Origin of the sequence: Sneathiella litorea, from assembly GCF_009882915.1 — a bacterium.
Classification (GTDB): domain Bacteria; phylum Pseudomonadota; class Alphaproteobacteria; order Sneathiellales; family Sneathiellaceae; genus Sneathiella; species Sneathiella litorea.
Genome location: NZ_WTUW01000001.1, coordinates 256503 through 269709 on the forward strand (window position 1 = coordinate 256503; position 13207 = coordinate 269709).

The 13207-nt window shown below is 51.4% G+C and carries 14 protein-coding genes; 8 read left to right on the plus strand and 6 right to left on the minus strand.

The genetic code is table 11. The annotated features are described in order from the left end of the window. Positions 1 to 275: 275 nt before the first annotated feature. Entirely contained in the window at positions 276 to 776 is a 501-nt protein-coding gene (locus GQE98_RS01230; protein WP_161313732.1) for a hypothetical protein, read from the plus strand. On the opposite strand, the gene GQE98_RS01235 is transcribed toward GQE98_RS01230, so the two are convergent. Together GQE98_RS01235 and xseA are read right to left on the minus strand one after the other, a co-directional pair. Continuing rightward, the gene (locus tag GQE98_RS01235) at positions 773 to 1588 is read right to left on the minus strand and encodes a M23 family metallopeptidase (protein WP_161313733.1); all 816 of its coding nucleotides are present in this window, start codon (positions 1586 to 1588) and stop codon (positions 773 to 775) included. The genes GQE98_RS01230 and GQE98_RS01235 overlap by 4 nt on opposite strands. Then, the gene (gene xseA / locus GQE98_RS01240; protein ID WP_202526017.1) at positions 1585 to 3027 is read right to left on the minus strand and encodes an exodeoxyribonuclease VII large subunit; all 1443 of its coding nucleotides are present in this window, start codon (positions 3025 to 3027) and stop codon (positions 1585 to 1587) included. Before xseA ends, GQE98_RS01235 begins: the two co-directional genes overlap by 4 nt. An 86-nt stretch (positions 3028 to 3113) precedes the next feature. Here xseA and purD point away from each other — a divergent pair, with 86 nt between their 5' ends. The 4 genes from purD (at position 3114) to dddP (ending at position 8010) form a co-directional block, all read left to right on the plus strand. After that, the gene (purD, locus tag GQE98_RS01245) at positions 3114 to 4394 is read left to right on the plus strand and encodes a phosphoribosylamine--glycine ligase (RefSeq protein ID WP_161313734.1); all 1281 of its coding nucleotides are present in this window, start codon (positions 3114 to 3116) and stop codon (positions 4392 to 4394) included. Between the two features lie 22 nt (positions 4395 to 4416). Then, positions 4417 to 5487 carry a phosphotransferase family protein gene (locus tag GQE98_RS01250; protein WP_161313735.1) on the plus strand — a complete coding sequence of 357 codons (1071 nt, stop codon included), beginning with the start codon at positions 4417 to 4419 and terminating at the stop codon, positions 5485 to 5487. Between the two features lie 46 nt (positions 5488 to 5533). Then, positions 5534 to 6577 carry a phosphotransferase gene (locus tag GQE98_RS01255; protein ID WP_161313736.1) on the plus strand — a complete coding sequence of 348 codons (1044 nt, stop codon included), beginning with the start codon at positions 5534 to 5536 and terminating at the stop codon, positions 6575 to 6577. 104 nt (positions 6578 to 6681) lie between these two features. Further along, on the plus strand, positions 6682 to 8010 hold the full coding sequence (dddP, locus tag GQE98_RS01260) for a dimethylsulfonioproprionate lyase DddP (RefSeq protein ID WP_161313737.1): 1329 nt from the start codon (positions 6682 to 6684) through the stop codon (positions 8008 to 8010). Here dddP and GQE98_RS01265 read toward each other — a convergent pair. The 3 genes from GQE98_RS01265 to GQE98_RS01275 all read right to left on the minus strand — a co-directional run bounded on the left by GQE98_RS01265 (position 8007) and on the right by GQE98_RS01275 (position 10095). Next, positions 8007 to 8237, minus strand: a complete 231-nt coding sequence (locus tag GQE98_RS01265; RefSeq protein ID WP_161313738.1) for a hypothetical protein — start codon at positions 8235 to 8237, stop codon at positions 8007 to 8009. The two genes, dddP and GQE98_RS01265, sit on opposite strands and share 4 nt — an antisense overlap. Before the next feature lie 152 nt (positions 8238 to 8389). Continuing rightward, entirely contained in the window at positions 8390 to 9592 is a 1203-nt protein-coding gene (locus GQE98_RS01270; protein WP_161313739.1) for an acyl-CoA dehydrogenase family protein, read from the minus strand. Positions 9593 to 9660: 68 nt separating this feature from the next. Further along, the gene (locus tag GQE98_RS01275) at positions 9661 to 10095 is read right to left on the minus strand and encodes a deaminase (RefSeq protein ID WP_161314757.1); all 435 of its coding nucleotides are present in this window, start codon (positions 10093 to 10095) and stop codon (positions 9661 to 9663) included. Positions 10096 to 10236: 141 nt separating this feature from the next. On the opposite strand from GQE98_RS01275, the gene GQE98_RS01280 reads away from it, so the two are divergent. From GQE98_RS01280 to rsmD, 3 genes are read left to right on the plus strand one after another with little or no spacing between them, the layout of a single operon-like run. Then, positions 10237 to 10950 (plus strand): gamma-glutamyl-gamma-aminobutyrate hydrolase family protein, encoded by a 714-nt coding sequence (locus tag GQE98_RS01280; RefSeq protein ID WP_161313740.1) that lies wholly within the window; start codon positions 10237 to 10239, stop codon positions 10948 to 10950. 3 nt (positions 10951 to 10953) lie between these two features. Next, positions 10954 to 11856, plus strand: coding sequence for a pseudouridine synthase (locus GQE98_RS01285; RefSeq protein WP_161313741.1), 903 nt, complete (start codon positions 10954 to 10956; stop codon positions 11854 to 11856). Next, complete coding sequence (gene rsmD, locus GQE98_RS01290; RefSeq protein WP_161313742.1) at positions 11856 to 12461, plus strand: 16S rRNA (guanine(966)-N(2))-methyltransferase RsmD; 606 nt, start codon at positions 11856 to 11858, stop codon at positions 12459 to 12461. Before GQE98_RS01285 ends, rsmD begins: the two co-directional genes overlap by 1 nt. On the opposite strand, the gene GQE98_RS01295 is transcribed toward rsmD, so the two are convergent. Continuing rightward, positions 12400 to 13206, minus strand: a complete 807-nt coding sequence (locus GQE98_RS01295) for a phytanoyl-CoA dioxygenase family protein (RefSeq protein ID WP_161313743.1) — start codon at positions 13204 to 13206, stop codon at positions 12400 to 12402. The two genes, rsmD and GQE98_RS01295, sit on opposite strands and share 62 nt — an antisense overlap. Between the last annotated feature and the right edge of the window lies 1 nt (position 13207).

Here is a 13207-nt window from a genome sequence, read left to right on the forward strand (position 1 = left end):
TCCTGCTCAATGGTTGGTTTCTTGATATTTTTATGAAAATTTTTCCGTACGTCCCAAAAAGGGCAAAGGCTAAGGCGCTAATTCTATTATCTTTTTAACAATTATTGTCGCATTTTTGCAGCAAAAACCACGCCCCGCCACAATTGACGGCATAGGCGATGCTTTAATATAATTAACCTGTCGTCAGCTTTTGAGCATTCGAGAGGCGATTTCTTTCATAAAAAAGTACTGATTTCAATCTCCCTGAGAGATATCGATCTCCAATAGAGAAAAAAATGAAATCGTGGATAAGAACCTTTTCCAGTGTAGTGATTGTTCTTTTGAGCACTTCAACAATTGAAGCCGCTCCACTTCATGGTGACTATGGAAATGAGCAGCTGCAAAGCCAAACGAAATGGTTTTTCAAATTGGACCAACAGCAGAAAGCAGTGAATTCAGCTGCATTCGCAAGTGAAAAATTTCGAAACATTCCACAAGGAAAAACTGTGTCTCTCTCTTTCGAGCAGGAAGTTGGCGATCCGCTTGGCTTGTTTTCAACTAACCCGGTCGGTGTCACCGATCAGTTCTACAAGAAATGGATCGGCCTCCTGTTTGGAATCCGCGCCTCGGACATCGAAGAAGAAGGCAAGCATGTCCCGATTTCCGCGCAATCAACATCCGCGATTCCATTACCGGCTTCCTTTTTACCTTTCATCAGCGGTCTTGCGGGCATCCTGTTGCTCGGATGGCGAAAAAAACGCGCAAAGGCATTCAAAAAAAACCACTCCACAACTTAGTTTTGTGGCATTGCCCCAAGAAGCAGTTCCGGATCCAAGCGCTCGCCAAACCAGTTAAGACGCCAATCGAGATGCGGTCCCGTCGCTCGACCCGTCGCCCCAACCTCGCCAATCTTTTCCCCTTGCCGAACAAATTGCCCGGCCTCCACATCGAGTTTGCTGAGGTGGGAATAGACGGACACCAGACCATAGCCATGATCGATCATAATGGTGCCGCCAGTATAATAAAGGTCCGTTTCTGCCATCTGAACTACTCCCTCAGTTGACGCGACAACAGGCGTGCCCGTCGGTGCCGCGATATCAAGTCCAAAATGAGGGCGCTTGGGGATATCGTTCAGGATCCGTTGACTGCCGTAAACACCGCTTACCCGGCCAATTACCGGCCATTGCCAGCCGGAAAGGAACCATTCCTCCTTCGTTTCAATGGACCGAATACGCGCTATTTCAGCATTCTCCTTTTTAATCCGTGCCAGAAATTCCGCGCTGGGTGTTACCTTGGAGGGAGGTAATCCGTTGATCCGCTCGATACTGTATTCCCGCTTAGTGATTTTGAGTATATTCTCGTCTTCCCTACCATCTGCATACCGGATATTGAGTGTCGCCGTCGGCTTGAAATCACGGCCGAAGCCAAACAGGAAACGCCCTGAGGGAGCAACAGTCACCTGTTTTCCGTCAAACAATACAGTTGCATCCGGTTCAGTCTCACCCATGATAAGACCACCCTGTGTGAAATTGCCGGTAAGATGCACGCGCTCAGCATTTGCATTCAGGGAAATGAGGAAAACGGCAAAAAAGACGAGCGAACGTATCATAGAAGGCTCCCCTGCTTCGGCACATCTGGCGTTCCCGCGGGCTTTTTCTTAGTTTCCCGATCGGGCTTGCCACCACGATCCCCACCAGAAAAAATAGCGGCCGCCTTGCCATCTGTAAATTCTACCTCAACGGCCCGGCCTGGTGTCGCCTCACCCACCGATGATATTGGTTTTCCAGCATCATCCCAGACAATACTATAACCCCGTTTTAGTACACGCCTGAACGACAGGCTTTCCAACAATCGCGCTGTCGCGTCCAATCGCCCCGCGAACCGTTCTTGTTTTATGCTGATGCTTCGCGTCATCTGACGATCAATTTGAACCAATTTTTCATCATATTGCTTCATTGACCGTTCGAGCAGCTGCGGTCGTAATTTTGCCGCTGCTGCGGTATATTGCTGTCCCTTGAAATTGAGATTGCTTATAACTGATTGCCGAAGTCGGCTTTCCAGATGATCAAGATGCTGGACCTTTTCCGCAATCAACGACGCAGGATCGCGCAGGCCACGCGCCAGCCCAGCAAGTCGTTCGCGTTTGTCCGAGAGGGAGCGACCAAGGCTGCGTTTGATCCTCCGCTCCTGATCATCCAAATAGGCAATAAGTTCAGACCTCACCGGAACGGCCATTTCTGCTGCCGCTGTCGGTGTAGGTGCTCGCTTGTCTGAAGCATAATCAATCAGCGTTGTATCCGTCTCGTGACCAACCGCGGATATCAGCGGTATTACGCTTTCGGCAGCTGCACGCACCACCTCTTCTTCGTTAAAAGCCCAAAGGTCTTCAAGGCTGCCGCCGCCTCGCGCGACGATCAAAAGGTCAGGACGAGGGATATCACCATCCATTGGGAGTGCATTGAACCCTCTTATGGCCGCAGCGACCTGTCCTGCCGCAGTCTCTCCCTGTACCAGCACGGGCCAAAGCAACACATGGGTCGGGAATCGGTCCCGCAGGCGATGCAGAATATCACGGATCACGGCGCCTGTCGGGGACGTGACCACGCCGATTACTCGAGGAAGATAGGGCAGATTCTTTTTCCGCGACGGGTCAAACAAACCTTCCGCCGCGAGCTTTTTCTTGCGCTCCTCCAGAAGAGCCATTAACGCACCGACACCTGCCGGTTCCATCACGTCAATCACAATCTGGTATTTTGACCGACCGGGATAAGTGGTCAGCTTACCAGTACAAATGACTTCGAGGCCATCTTCGGGACGGAAGCTGAGCTTACTCGCTGTGCCCCGCCACATTATGCCATCCAGCACGGCTTTATCATCTTTCAGCGTAAGATAAACATGCCCGGACGCCGCCCGTTTTAGTCCCGAGATCTCAGCCCGGACACGAACATGGCCATAAACATCCTCCACAGTTCGTTTGAGCGCACCGCTCAATTCCGAAACTGTATATTCATGAATATTGGAAGACCCGTAATTCTGATTTTCTGACACGATTTTCCTTCAAGATTGTTTGGCCTGACGTCACAGTATGCTACAAACTCTCCACTGTCGTTCAAAGGAAATTAGTTCGAAAAATTATGAAAGTACTTGTTATTGGCTCTGGAGGCCGCGAGCATGCGCTATGCTGGTCCCTAAAAAAATCCCCTTTGGTCGAAAGGCTTTTCTGCGCACCGGGTAACGGTGGCATTGAAGATGTGGCAGAATGCGTCGATATTGGCGCTGAGAATATCGATGAAATCATTAGTTTCTGCCAAAAAGAAGACGTTGGTTTTGTTGTTGTCGGCCCCGAGGGACCGCTGGTCCTTGGCTTGGTCGACAAATTGGCGAATGCCGGAATAAAGAGTTTTGGCCCGAGCGCCGCCGCCGCCGCGCTCGAAGGATCCAAAGGGTTCATGAAGGATCTCTGCCGCGAGTATGAAATCCCGACAGCCGCCTATCAGCGTTTTGACAATGCTAACGCAGCTAAGAACTATGTCGCCACTCAAACTCTGCCTATTGTGATCAAGGCAGACGGGCTAGCAGCAGGAAAAGGCGTCATTATTGCAGGCACCCTGTCCGAAGCCAATGAAACAATAGATGAAATTTTTGGGGGCCTCTTTGGTGGTGCGGGCGCCGAAATCGTGATTGAAGAATTTCTGGAAGGCGAAGAGGCAAGCTTTTTCGTGTTGACCGACGGGGAACATATACTCCCCCTTGCGACGGCGCAGGACCACAAGCCCGTCGGCGATGGCGATACCGGCCCGAACACCGGCGGCATGGGAGCCTATTCACCGGCGCCGGTCATGACTCAGGCCATGATCGATACAACGATCAAAAAGATTATCAAACCCACTGTCAAGGCGATGAAAGATCGCGGCATACCGTTTACCGGCGTTCTCTATGCCGGCCTGATGATCACGACAGACGGTCCTAAGCTGATCGAATATAACGTTCGCTTTGGCGACCCTGAATGTCAGGTGCTCTGTGCCAGGATAGACAGCGATTTATTGCCGGCTCTGATAGCGACATCGAACAAGGGCCTTGCCGACCTGACCCTGCAGTGGCGGGACGAAACAGCCCTCGTCGTTGTTATGGCGGCTGACGGCTATCCGGGTTCATATGAAAAGAATACTCTCATTCAAGGCCTTGACGAAGCCGCAGAGATTGACGACGTTCTTGTCTACCATGCTGGCACCAAACGCGACGGCGACACGGTCTTGGCGACCGGCGGACGGGTTCTGGGGATCACCGGAATGGGAAAAACCGTTAAACAAGCTCAGGAAAAGGCGTATAGTGGCATCGAAACGATTAACTGGCCGCAAGGATTTTGCCGGTCCGATATTGGTTGGCGGGCAGTTGAACGTGAAGAGAAGACCTAAATAACAACAAAAAGGGGCATCAATGTCCGACGATTCAGCCCAGTTTTCGGGAACAATGGAAGTACGTGAACGTCACAAGTTCGACGTAACGGCGTTAGAACAATATCTAACGAAGAATATTATTGGCTTCACGGGACCGCTTGAAGTCTCGCAATTTAAAGGCGGGCAATCCAATCCCAGCTATATGCTTGTAACTCCGGATCGCAGATATGTACTTCGGCGCAAACCGCCAGGCAAGCTTCTCCCGTCCGCGCATGCGGTTGACCGCGAGTACCGGGTTCTGACGGCTCTTGCCAAAACTGATGTTCCTGTACCAAAAACCTATTGCCTGTGTGAAGACGACTCCATTATCGGCACAATGTTTTACGTGATGGAATTCATGAACGGGGATATTGAATGGGATCCCTCTTTGCCCGGCTATTCAAAAGCGAACCGGGTTGCCGTTTTCGATAGTATGAACGCGGCCATGGCGGCACTGCATCAGGTCGATTATAAAGCCGTCGGGCTTGAAAGTTTCGGCAAGCCAACAGACTATCTCGCTCGGCAGATCAGCCGGTGGACGAAACAATATCGGGCATCAGAAACTGAAACCATCGAAGCGATGAACAATCTGATGGAATGGCTTCCGGAGAATATCCCTCCTGGAGATGAAACAGCAATTGTTCATGGGGACTATCGTCTCGACAATACGGTCCTCGATAAATCATCCCACCGGGTTATGGGCATACTCGATTGGGAGTTGGCAACACTCGGCCATCCAATCGCGGATTTTTCATATCATTGCATGACCTGGCGTTTGGAACCGGAATTGTTCCGGGGCCTCAATGGCCTGGACCTTCGGGCGCTTGGCATTCCAACGGAAGAGCAATATGTCCAGACATATTGTGAACGAACCGGACGTGACGGTATCGATCATTGGGATTTTTATGCGGCCTATAATATGTTCCGCCTCGCAGCGATCCTGCAGGGCATTGTTGGCCGGGTAAAAGACGGCACTGCATCCAACAAGAATGCCGCAGACGTCGCGGTTCGTGTCAAGCCATTGGCGGTACGTGGGTGGGAGCAGGCAGAAAAAATCATCAAGGGCGCGTAAAGCGGCTGATCTTCCAGTAAAGAACAAATCAAATAAAGGGAAGTTTATGAGCGACGGAGTAGAAATCATTCCTGTTCGGGAAATGCACAAGTTTAATGAAGGCGCGCTGTTCGACTATTTGACAGAGAATGTGGATGGCTTTAAAGGGCCGCTCCAAATTAGCCAATTCCAGGGCGGTCAGTCCAACCCGACATTTTTGCTGCATACGCCTGAGCGGGACTATGTGATGCGCAAGAAGCCTCCGGGGAACCTCCTGCCGTCAGCCCATGCGGTTGATCGAGAGTACAGGGTTATCTCTGCGCTTCAGAAGACCGACGTTCCCGTCCCTCGCACCTTTTGCCTTTGCGAGGATGACAGCATTATTGGAACCGCTTTTTATATCATGGAAAAGGTTGACGGACGCATCATCCTGTCTCCTGACATTCAGGGCGCGGAGCCACATGTCCGCGCTGCAATTTACGATTCACTGAATGATGCTCTGGCCAAGCTGCACAACGTCGATGTCGACGCGGTTGGTCTTTCGGATTTTGGCAAGAAAGGGAACTATTTCGAGCGGCAGATCGGCCGCTGGACAAAACAATATCGCGCGTCTCAAACCGACAATCTGGAGGCAATGGAGAACCTGATCAAATGGCTCCCTGAGAATTTGCCAGACAGCGATGACAGCACTATCGTTCATGGGGACTACCGGCTTGGAAATGTAATTGTGCATCCGACAAAGCCGGAAGTTGTTGCCGTCCTTGACTGGGAGCTTTCCACCATTGGACATCCGCTCTCCGACCTCGCGTACAATTGCATGAATTATCACTATATGCATCCGCGCAATGGTGGTCTTGTCGGGATCGATTTCGAGGCATCCGGCATCCCGACGGAACAAGCTTATATTGACGCTTACTGCAAACGCACCGGGCGAACCGGAATCGACAACTGGGAATTTTACCTGGCGTTCTCCCTCTTCCGCACCGCCGCCATTGTTCAGGGTGTTTACAAGCGCGGACTAGACGGTAATGCCAGTTCCAAGGTTGGCGAAGAATATGCGGTCTTCACGAACATGCTGGCCACCCTTGGCTGGCAGAAGGTCGATAGGTAACTAAAATCTGTCGCAGTCGCGCTGCTTTATATTACCATTAATTGATATTGTGCTTTCAGGTTCCACTTTTTCAAGCTTCTAGCAGGAGCGTCAAAGGTTGGCAAATGAAGCACGATATCTTTTCAGCCGATAAACCAGCCGACAGCGGAGCTATTCCGACGCTAAAACCAGACGGAACGCCCAACGATAATAACCGCGTCGAAATCGGGCCTACACAACTCGCGTTTGAGGAATGGACCGCAGCTGGGCTCGATGTTCCCAACCTGAAAATCATGCGTACCCAGCGCCTCAACCGTCTGGTACAGGCAATTCAGGCGAGAGATTATGGCGGAATCCTGATGTATGATCCACTCAACATCCGTTTCGCGTCCGATACGACCAACATGCAGCTCTGGGCAGCCCATAATCCGTTTCGCGCCTGTCTCGTTCTGGCGGACGGATACATGGTTATCTGGGACTTCGCCGATAGTGATCTGCTGACAGCCTTTAACCCGCTGGTGCGCGAAACGCGGTCTGGCGCATCCTTCTTTTACTTCACAAGTGGAGATAAATCCGTTGAGAACGCGGAACGGTTTGCCAGACAGATCGACGACCTTATGCGGGAACATGCAGGCGGCAACCGCCGCCTTGCAGTTGACAAAATCCAGATACATGGCCTGCGCGCACTCGAGGGGTTAGGGCTGCAGATTCTAGATGGCGAGGAAGTAACGGAAAAAACCCGGGCCACCAAGCAGGAAGAAGAAATCAAGGCCCTTCGCTGCGCCGTCTATGCCACTGAGCAATCGATGCACGCGATGCATCAAATGGCTCGCCCCGGTGTAACGGAAAATGATGTCTGGGCAGTTCTTCATGCCGAGAATATCAAACGCGGCGGCGAGTGGATCGAGACGCGCATTCTAGCATCCGGTCCGCGGACCAATCCCTGGTTTCAGGAATGTGGCCCGCGAGTGATCGGAAATAACGAGTTGTTGGCTTTCGACACGGATCTTGTCGGTTGCTACGGTATGTGCGCGGATATATCCCGTACCTGGTTCATTGGAGATGGAACGCCAACGGCGGAACAGAAGCGACTTTATCAATATGCCTATGAGCATATTCAACAGAACATAACGCTTTTGGCCCCGGGCGTCCCTTTCCGTGAAATTGTCTTTGGTGGGCATCTTCTTTCAGATGAATTTGTAGATTCTCGCTATTCTGTCAAGATGCATGGTGTTGGGCTCTGCGATGAATGGCCGCATATCGCCTATCCAGAGGATCACCATGAGGGTGCATTCGACTATGAACTGGCGCCGGGGATGGTGATTTGTGTTGAGGCGTACATTGGCGCCAAAGGAGGAAAAGAAGGGGTGAAACTGGAAGATCAGCTAGTCATCACGGATGAGGGCTATGAGAATATCACCCGCTACCCCTTCGAGGATATCCTGCTCACTTAGTGCTTTTCAGCATCTTCAACTCTAAGGTTGGCCCAACGCTGAAAACACTCGGTCGGCTCCATAACCAATCCCGCTGCCTCACCAAGACCAGAGAGCGGCTGCAGGCCCGCGTGAGCCGTTAAATCCTGAGTCAACCATTCACAGGGATCAAGGCTTTCATACCGATATAAAAAGCCGGCGACAATCACGATGACGCCCAGCATTACCCAACCCAGAAACTTGATCATTTGAGAGACCTAAAAATATTTCGCTGTAAACAGGAACAAGCCTGTATATAGGAAAAGCGGAACTGCATGCTATTGAAAAATCTATACTGGAAAAAAGAAAAGCTTCCCCGAAGGGAAGCTTTTCCAACTTGCTTATTCCTGAAAGCTTCAGATCAGTCGTGCTTTTTAAGCTCCAACCGGCCAATCTGGTTGCGATGCACTTCATCCGGTCCATCGGCAAGACGCAAAGTACGTGAATGGGCATACGCAAAGGCGAGACCAAAATCATCACTCACGCCACCGGCGCCATGAGCCTGGATCGCCCAGTCAATAATCTTACCGGTAATATTCGGTGCAACGACCTTGATCATGGCAATTTCTGCCTTGGCAGCTTTATTGCCAACAGTATCCATCATATAGGCGGCCTTCAGGGTCAAAAGCCGCGCCTGCTCGATCATTGCACGAGATTCCGCAATACGTTCCAAGGTTACAGTTTGTTCAGCAATGGGCTTCCCGAACGCAACACGAGACTTAACCCGCTTGCACATCTTCTCCAATGCCCGCTCAGCAACACCAATTTGGCGCATGCAATGGTGAATACGTCCCGGGCCAAGACGCCCCTGAGCGATTTCGAAGCCGCGGCCTTCGCCGAGCAGCATATGATCCGCCGGCACGCGAACATCCTTGAACTCAACCTCCGCATGGCCGTGTGGCGCATCATCATACCCAAAAACCGGCAGGAAGCGCTTCACATTGATGCCTGGCGTATCCATGGGTACGACAATCATTGACTGCTGTTTATAACGCGATTCTGTCTTGTCTGTTTTTCCCATAAATATCAGCACTTTACAGCGCGGATCATAGGCACCTGACGTCCACCATTTCGTGCCGTTAATGACGTATTCGTCACCGTCACGATTAATTTCCGATTCAATATTTGTTGCATCTGACGACGCAACAGCCGGTTCAGTCATGGCAAAGGCGGAGCGGATTTCACCTGCCAGCAGGGGTTTCAACCAACGTTCCTTCAATTCCTCATTTGCATACCGTTCAAATACTTCCATATTGCCAGTATCCGGCGCGGAACAGTTAAAGACTTCCGGTGCAAAGCTAACGCGCCCCATAATTTCACAAAGAGGGGCATATTCCAGGTTTGTCAGGCCTGCACCGCGATCGCTTTCAGGCAAAAACAGGTTCCATAGCCCTTCCGCCTTAGCTTTTTCTTTTAGTTCTTCAACAATAGCAGTCGGCTGCCAGCGATCTCCCTCATCCACCTGATCATAAAATAGCTGTTCATTGGGATAGACATGTTCATCCATAAAGGCCTGCACTCTCGCTTGCAGTTCCTTTACCTTGTCTGAATATTCGAAGATCATCCGATGTTCCTTTTTTTGTTTTTTCGGGTTTTTTGCTATTGCTTAATTTTGACGCTATCTTTCAATATTTAGCGTCGGTTTTCAAAGAAATTTTTTAAAAGTACTGCCGATTTTCTTTCCTGCAGGCCGCCATAAATTTCTGGTCGATGATGACAACTGGTCTGATCAAAGATGCGAGCGCCATACTCAACCCCGCCACCCTTGGCATCGTACGCGCCGAAATAGAGCCGCCTAATTCTTGCAAGTGAAATTGCTGCCGCACACATAGGGCATGGTTCAAGCGTAACATAAATATCGCAATCCACAAGCCTTTGGCTGCCGATCATGTTACCGGCCGCGCGGATTGCCAGCATTTCCGCATGTGCGGTCGGATCATTACGGCCCACCATCTGATTACCACAGTTCGCGACAACACGTCCAGAAGCCGTATCCACGATTATGGCACCAACCGGCACCTCCCCGCGACGTGCCGCTATTTCTGCGGTGCCAATCGCCATTTCCATATAATCAACAATTTCATTATCCATCCGTGCAGACTGCACAATTCATCCACTTATCGTCAAGCTATAGAAATTTAGGGAAATTATTAGCTCATAAACAAAGAGGCGAGTTGAGTTGTTGTCAAGAGAGGACTAAAAGGAAGCATGAGTTTACCTATTATTGGCATAACCCTCGATTCAGAGGATCCCGGCGGCTATTCGAACATGCCCTGGTACGCGCTTCGGCAGAACTATGCCGATGTTGTTGTTGGCAGTGGTGGCTTGCCGCTAGCCCTTCCCCACGAACCGGATCATGTCGCGAACTATGTTTCTAAACTTGACGGTCTTGTCGTTACAGGTGGTGCCTTCGATGTAGACCCCAGCCTGTTCGGCGCGACGACGCGGCATGATACTGTGGTCACCAAGGATCGCCGCACCCAGTTCGAGAAGAATATCACAGAGGCAATGCTTGCCGCCAACAAGCCGGTGCTCGGCATTTGCGGGGGCCAACAGCTCCTTCATGTAATACTGGGCGGCACGCTCATCCAACATATTCCGGATGAAGTAGAAAACGCCCTTGCCCATGAACAGCCTAACCCCCGCACAGAAGCGGGCCACAATGTCAAGATCACGCCAGGCACTCTTTTGCATCGGATTGTCGGAACTGAAACTCTCGCCGTTAACAGCGCGCATCACCAGGCCGCAAGAGATATCAGCGAGAATATTATTATCAATGCGCTTGCAGAAGACGGCGTTATTGAAGGGATCGAAGACAATCGATATCGGTTCTGCCTTGGGGTGCAGTGGCATCCAGAGTATCTGATCTCGGATGGAGATCGAAAAATAATTGACGCCTTTGTCGGGGCGTCGGCGGCCTGATCGATGACTACTGAAGACTTACAAAAAGAACGGATAGCAAAGCGCATGGCGCGGGCAGGCCTCTGCTCCCGCCGCGAGGCCGAACGCTGGATAGAGGCGGGTCGGGTTGCCGTCAATGGCACGATACTGGACAGCGCTGCTTTCACCGTTACATCGCAAGACAAAATCACGGTTGACGGAAATGACATCCCGGACCTTGAGCGACCGCGCCTTTGGCGATACCACAAGCCGCCAGGGCTTGTGACAAGCCACAAGGATGAGAAAGGGCGCGATACCGTCTTCGATAAACTGCCCGAGGACCTGCCGCGCGTGATTTCCGTAGGCCGTCTCGATCTCAACTCGGAAGGGCTGCTATTACTGACCAATGATGGTGAGCTTGCCCGCAAGCTGGAGTTACCGGCAACCGGCTGGAAAAGAAGATACCGGGTTCGCGTTCATGGTCACCCAAAAGATGCAGATATGCAAAAACTCGCCAAGGGCATCACTTTCGAAGGGGTGCGATATGGCGCGATTGAGGGTACCGTTGACAGCACAAAAGGTGCGAATAGCTGGCTGACTATCTCTTTGCGGGAAGGAAAAAACCGTGAAGTTCGAAAAGTGATGGAGTATCTCGGCTACACGGTTTCGCGGCTGATCCGGATATCCTACGGTCCAATGGCTCTAGGCGACCTCCCCGCTGGTGCGGTTGAAGAAGTGAAATCTAAAATCCTGCGCGATCAGATGGGCATTGAAAAATTTGAAGAAACCGCTGAGCCTGTTGGAAAAGGGCATGGGTATGGGCAACGGCAACTACGCAGCAAACAACAATCAATGTCGAAAAAAACTGCTGCACCAACCGGCCAAGCACCAAAATCAAGGAAAAGACCAACACTAAAAGCCCGCCCTGCGAATAAACGAGCCCGCTGATGCGGATCGTTGGCGGTGAATTTCGGGGCAAGAAATTGCTGTTACCGGCAGATAATCGCGTTCGCCCGACATCCGATCGCGCCCGTGAGGCCCTCTTTAACATTCTGGGGCATGATAACGGAATGCGCGGACAACATGGGCCCCTCCCACGCGGAGCAACCGTCTTGGATGCGTTTGCCGGTAGCGGCGCACTTGGCCTAGAAGCTCTTTCACGTGGAGCCGCGCATGTCACCTTTATCGATAATCATGCGGACAGTCTGAAGCTCATTGAGCAAAACGTAAAGAACATGGGCGTGCAAGCGCAGTGCGACATCCTCAGGCGTGACGCACTTAACCCCGGCAAACCCGGAAAACCATGCGACCTTGTCCTGATGGATCCGCCTTATGAGGCCGGCCTAGCTGGCCCTGCCCTATCGGCACTTGCAAAGAATGGCTGGTTGGCCCCCGCAGCCGTAATTGTCATTGAGCTGTCAACAAAGGAAAAACTTGCAATTCCGGAGGGCTTTGAAACTCTCAAGGATCGAAAATATGGAGCTGCCCGGCTTATTTTCCTGCGCGTAGATCAGGATCAATGTGGCGGTACTTCGCAAACTGATCCTCAATAAGCTTTAACCGTGAACCAAAGGGCGGGAGTTCTTTTAAATCAATTAACGGCTCGGCCAGCGGCTCAAAAGCAATATTCTGAAACTCAAGGGATAAGCTGATCCGCGGATTTTTCGCCGCCGCTGTAAAACGCCCGCCCCAATGGTACAGGTCCTGCGGCCATCCCATAACCGAGCCTGCTTTCGCCGGGAGAGCCATTGCATCCAGAAGGTTCAGGCTCTCGGTGTCGGGCGTATTACCGCCCCCCTCGTAGCGCGAAATCGGCATGACATACATACAGCCGTTATCCTCATCCACGTCCGTAAGCGGTAACCAGAGAGAAAGGCTCATCAGGACAGCATTTTCATCCGTACCGAAAACAGTCTGCCCATCGCAATCACGATGCGGTGGCCAACCACGCGCCCCTTCGCGGTCCAGATGCCAGGCCCATAGATTGGGAAGGACACCAAAATCATTCCCGACAAAATGCCGCAGTAGTCCGCCAAGCCGCGCAAACAACCACCAGGGTTGATCATACAGATAGATAAAGACCGGCGGGATGCCTTCGTCTGCAAGGGTATATATGGCGTTTCTCACTGGTGCCAATTCATCCTCCCCGAACAAGGAAGGAAGAAATAAATAGCCATCATTCCAGAAGGACGCGGATATATCCGCAAGCTCGGATCTGGAAAAAGCCTTCTCCTTACTATGTGGTTCTTTGCCAATACTAAGACCGGGCGCCAGAGACAGCCATTCATTCAATGTCATC

Bases quoted from the DNA above. Each gene is read 5' to 3' on its own strand.
- GQE98_RS01275 (WP_161314757.1), bottom strand. From the start codon at position 10,095: ATGGAAATGGCGATTGGCACCGCAGAAATAGCGGCACGTCGCGGGGAG.
- GQE98_RS01250 (WP_161313735.1), top strand. From the start codon at position 4,417: ATGTCCGACGATTCAGCCCAGTTTTCGGGAACAATGGAAGTACGTGAA.
- dddP (WP_161313737.1), top strand. From the start codon at position 6,682: ATGAAGCACGATATCTTTTCAGCCGATAAACCAGCCGACAGCGGAGCT.
- purD (WP_161313734.1), top strand. From the start codon at position 3,114: ATGAAAGTACTTGTTATTGGCTCTGGAGGCCGCGAGCATGCGCTATGC.
- GQE98_RS01230 (WP_161313732.1), top strand. From the start codon at position 276: ATGAAATCGTGGATAAGAACCTTTTCCAGTGTAGTGATTGTTCTTTTG.
- GQE98_RS01280 (WP_161313740.1), top strand. From the start codon at position 10,237: ATGAGTTTACCTATTATTGGCATAACCCTCGATTCAGAGGATCCCGGC.
- GQE98_RS01235 (WP_161313733.1), bottom strand. From the start codon at position 1,588: ATGATACGTTCGCTCGTCTTTTTTGCCGTTTTCCTCATTTCCCTGAAT.
- GQE98_RS01285 (WP_161313741.1), top strand. From the start codon at position 10,954: ATGACTACTGAAGACTTACAAAAAGAACGGATAGCAAAGCGCATGGCG.
- GQE98_RS01265 (WP_161313738.1), bottom strand. From the start codon at position 8,237: ATGATCAAGTTTCTGGGTTGGGTAATGCTGGGCGTCATCGTGATTGTC.
- GQE98_RS01295 (WP_161313743.1), bottom strand. From the start codon at position 13,206: ATGACATTGAATGAATGGCTGTCTCTGGCGCCCGGTCTTAGTATTGGC.
- rsmD (WP_161313742.1), top strand. From the start codon at position 11,856: ATGCGGATCGTTGGCGGTGAATTTCGGGGCAAGAAATTGCTGTTACCG.
- GQE98_RS01270 (WP_161313739.1), bottom strand. From the start codon at position 9,592: ATGATCTTCGAATATTCAGACAAGGTAAAGGAACTGCAAGCGAGAGTG.
- GQE98_RS01255 (WP_161313736.1), top strand. From the start codon at position 5,534: ATGAGCGACGGAGTAGAAATCATTCCTGTTCGGGAAATGCACAAGTTT.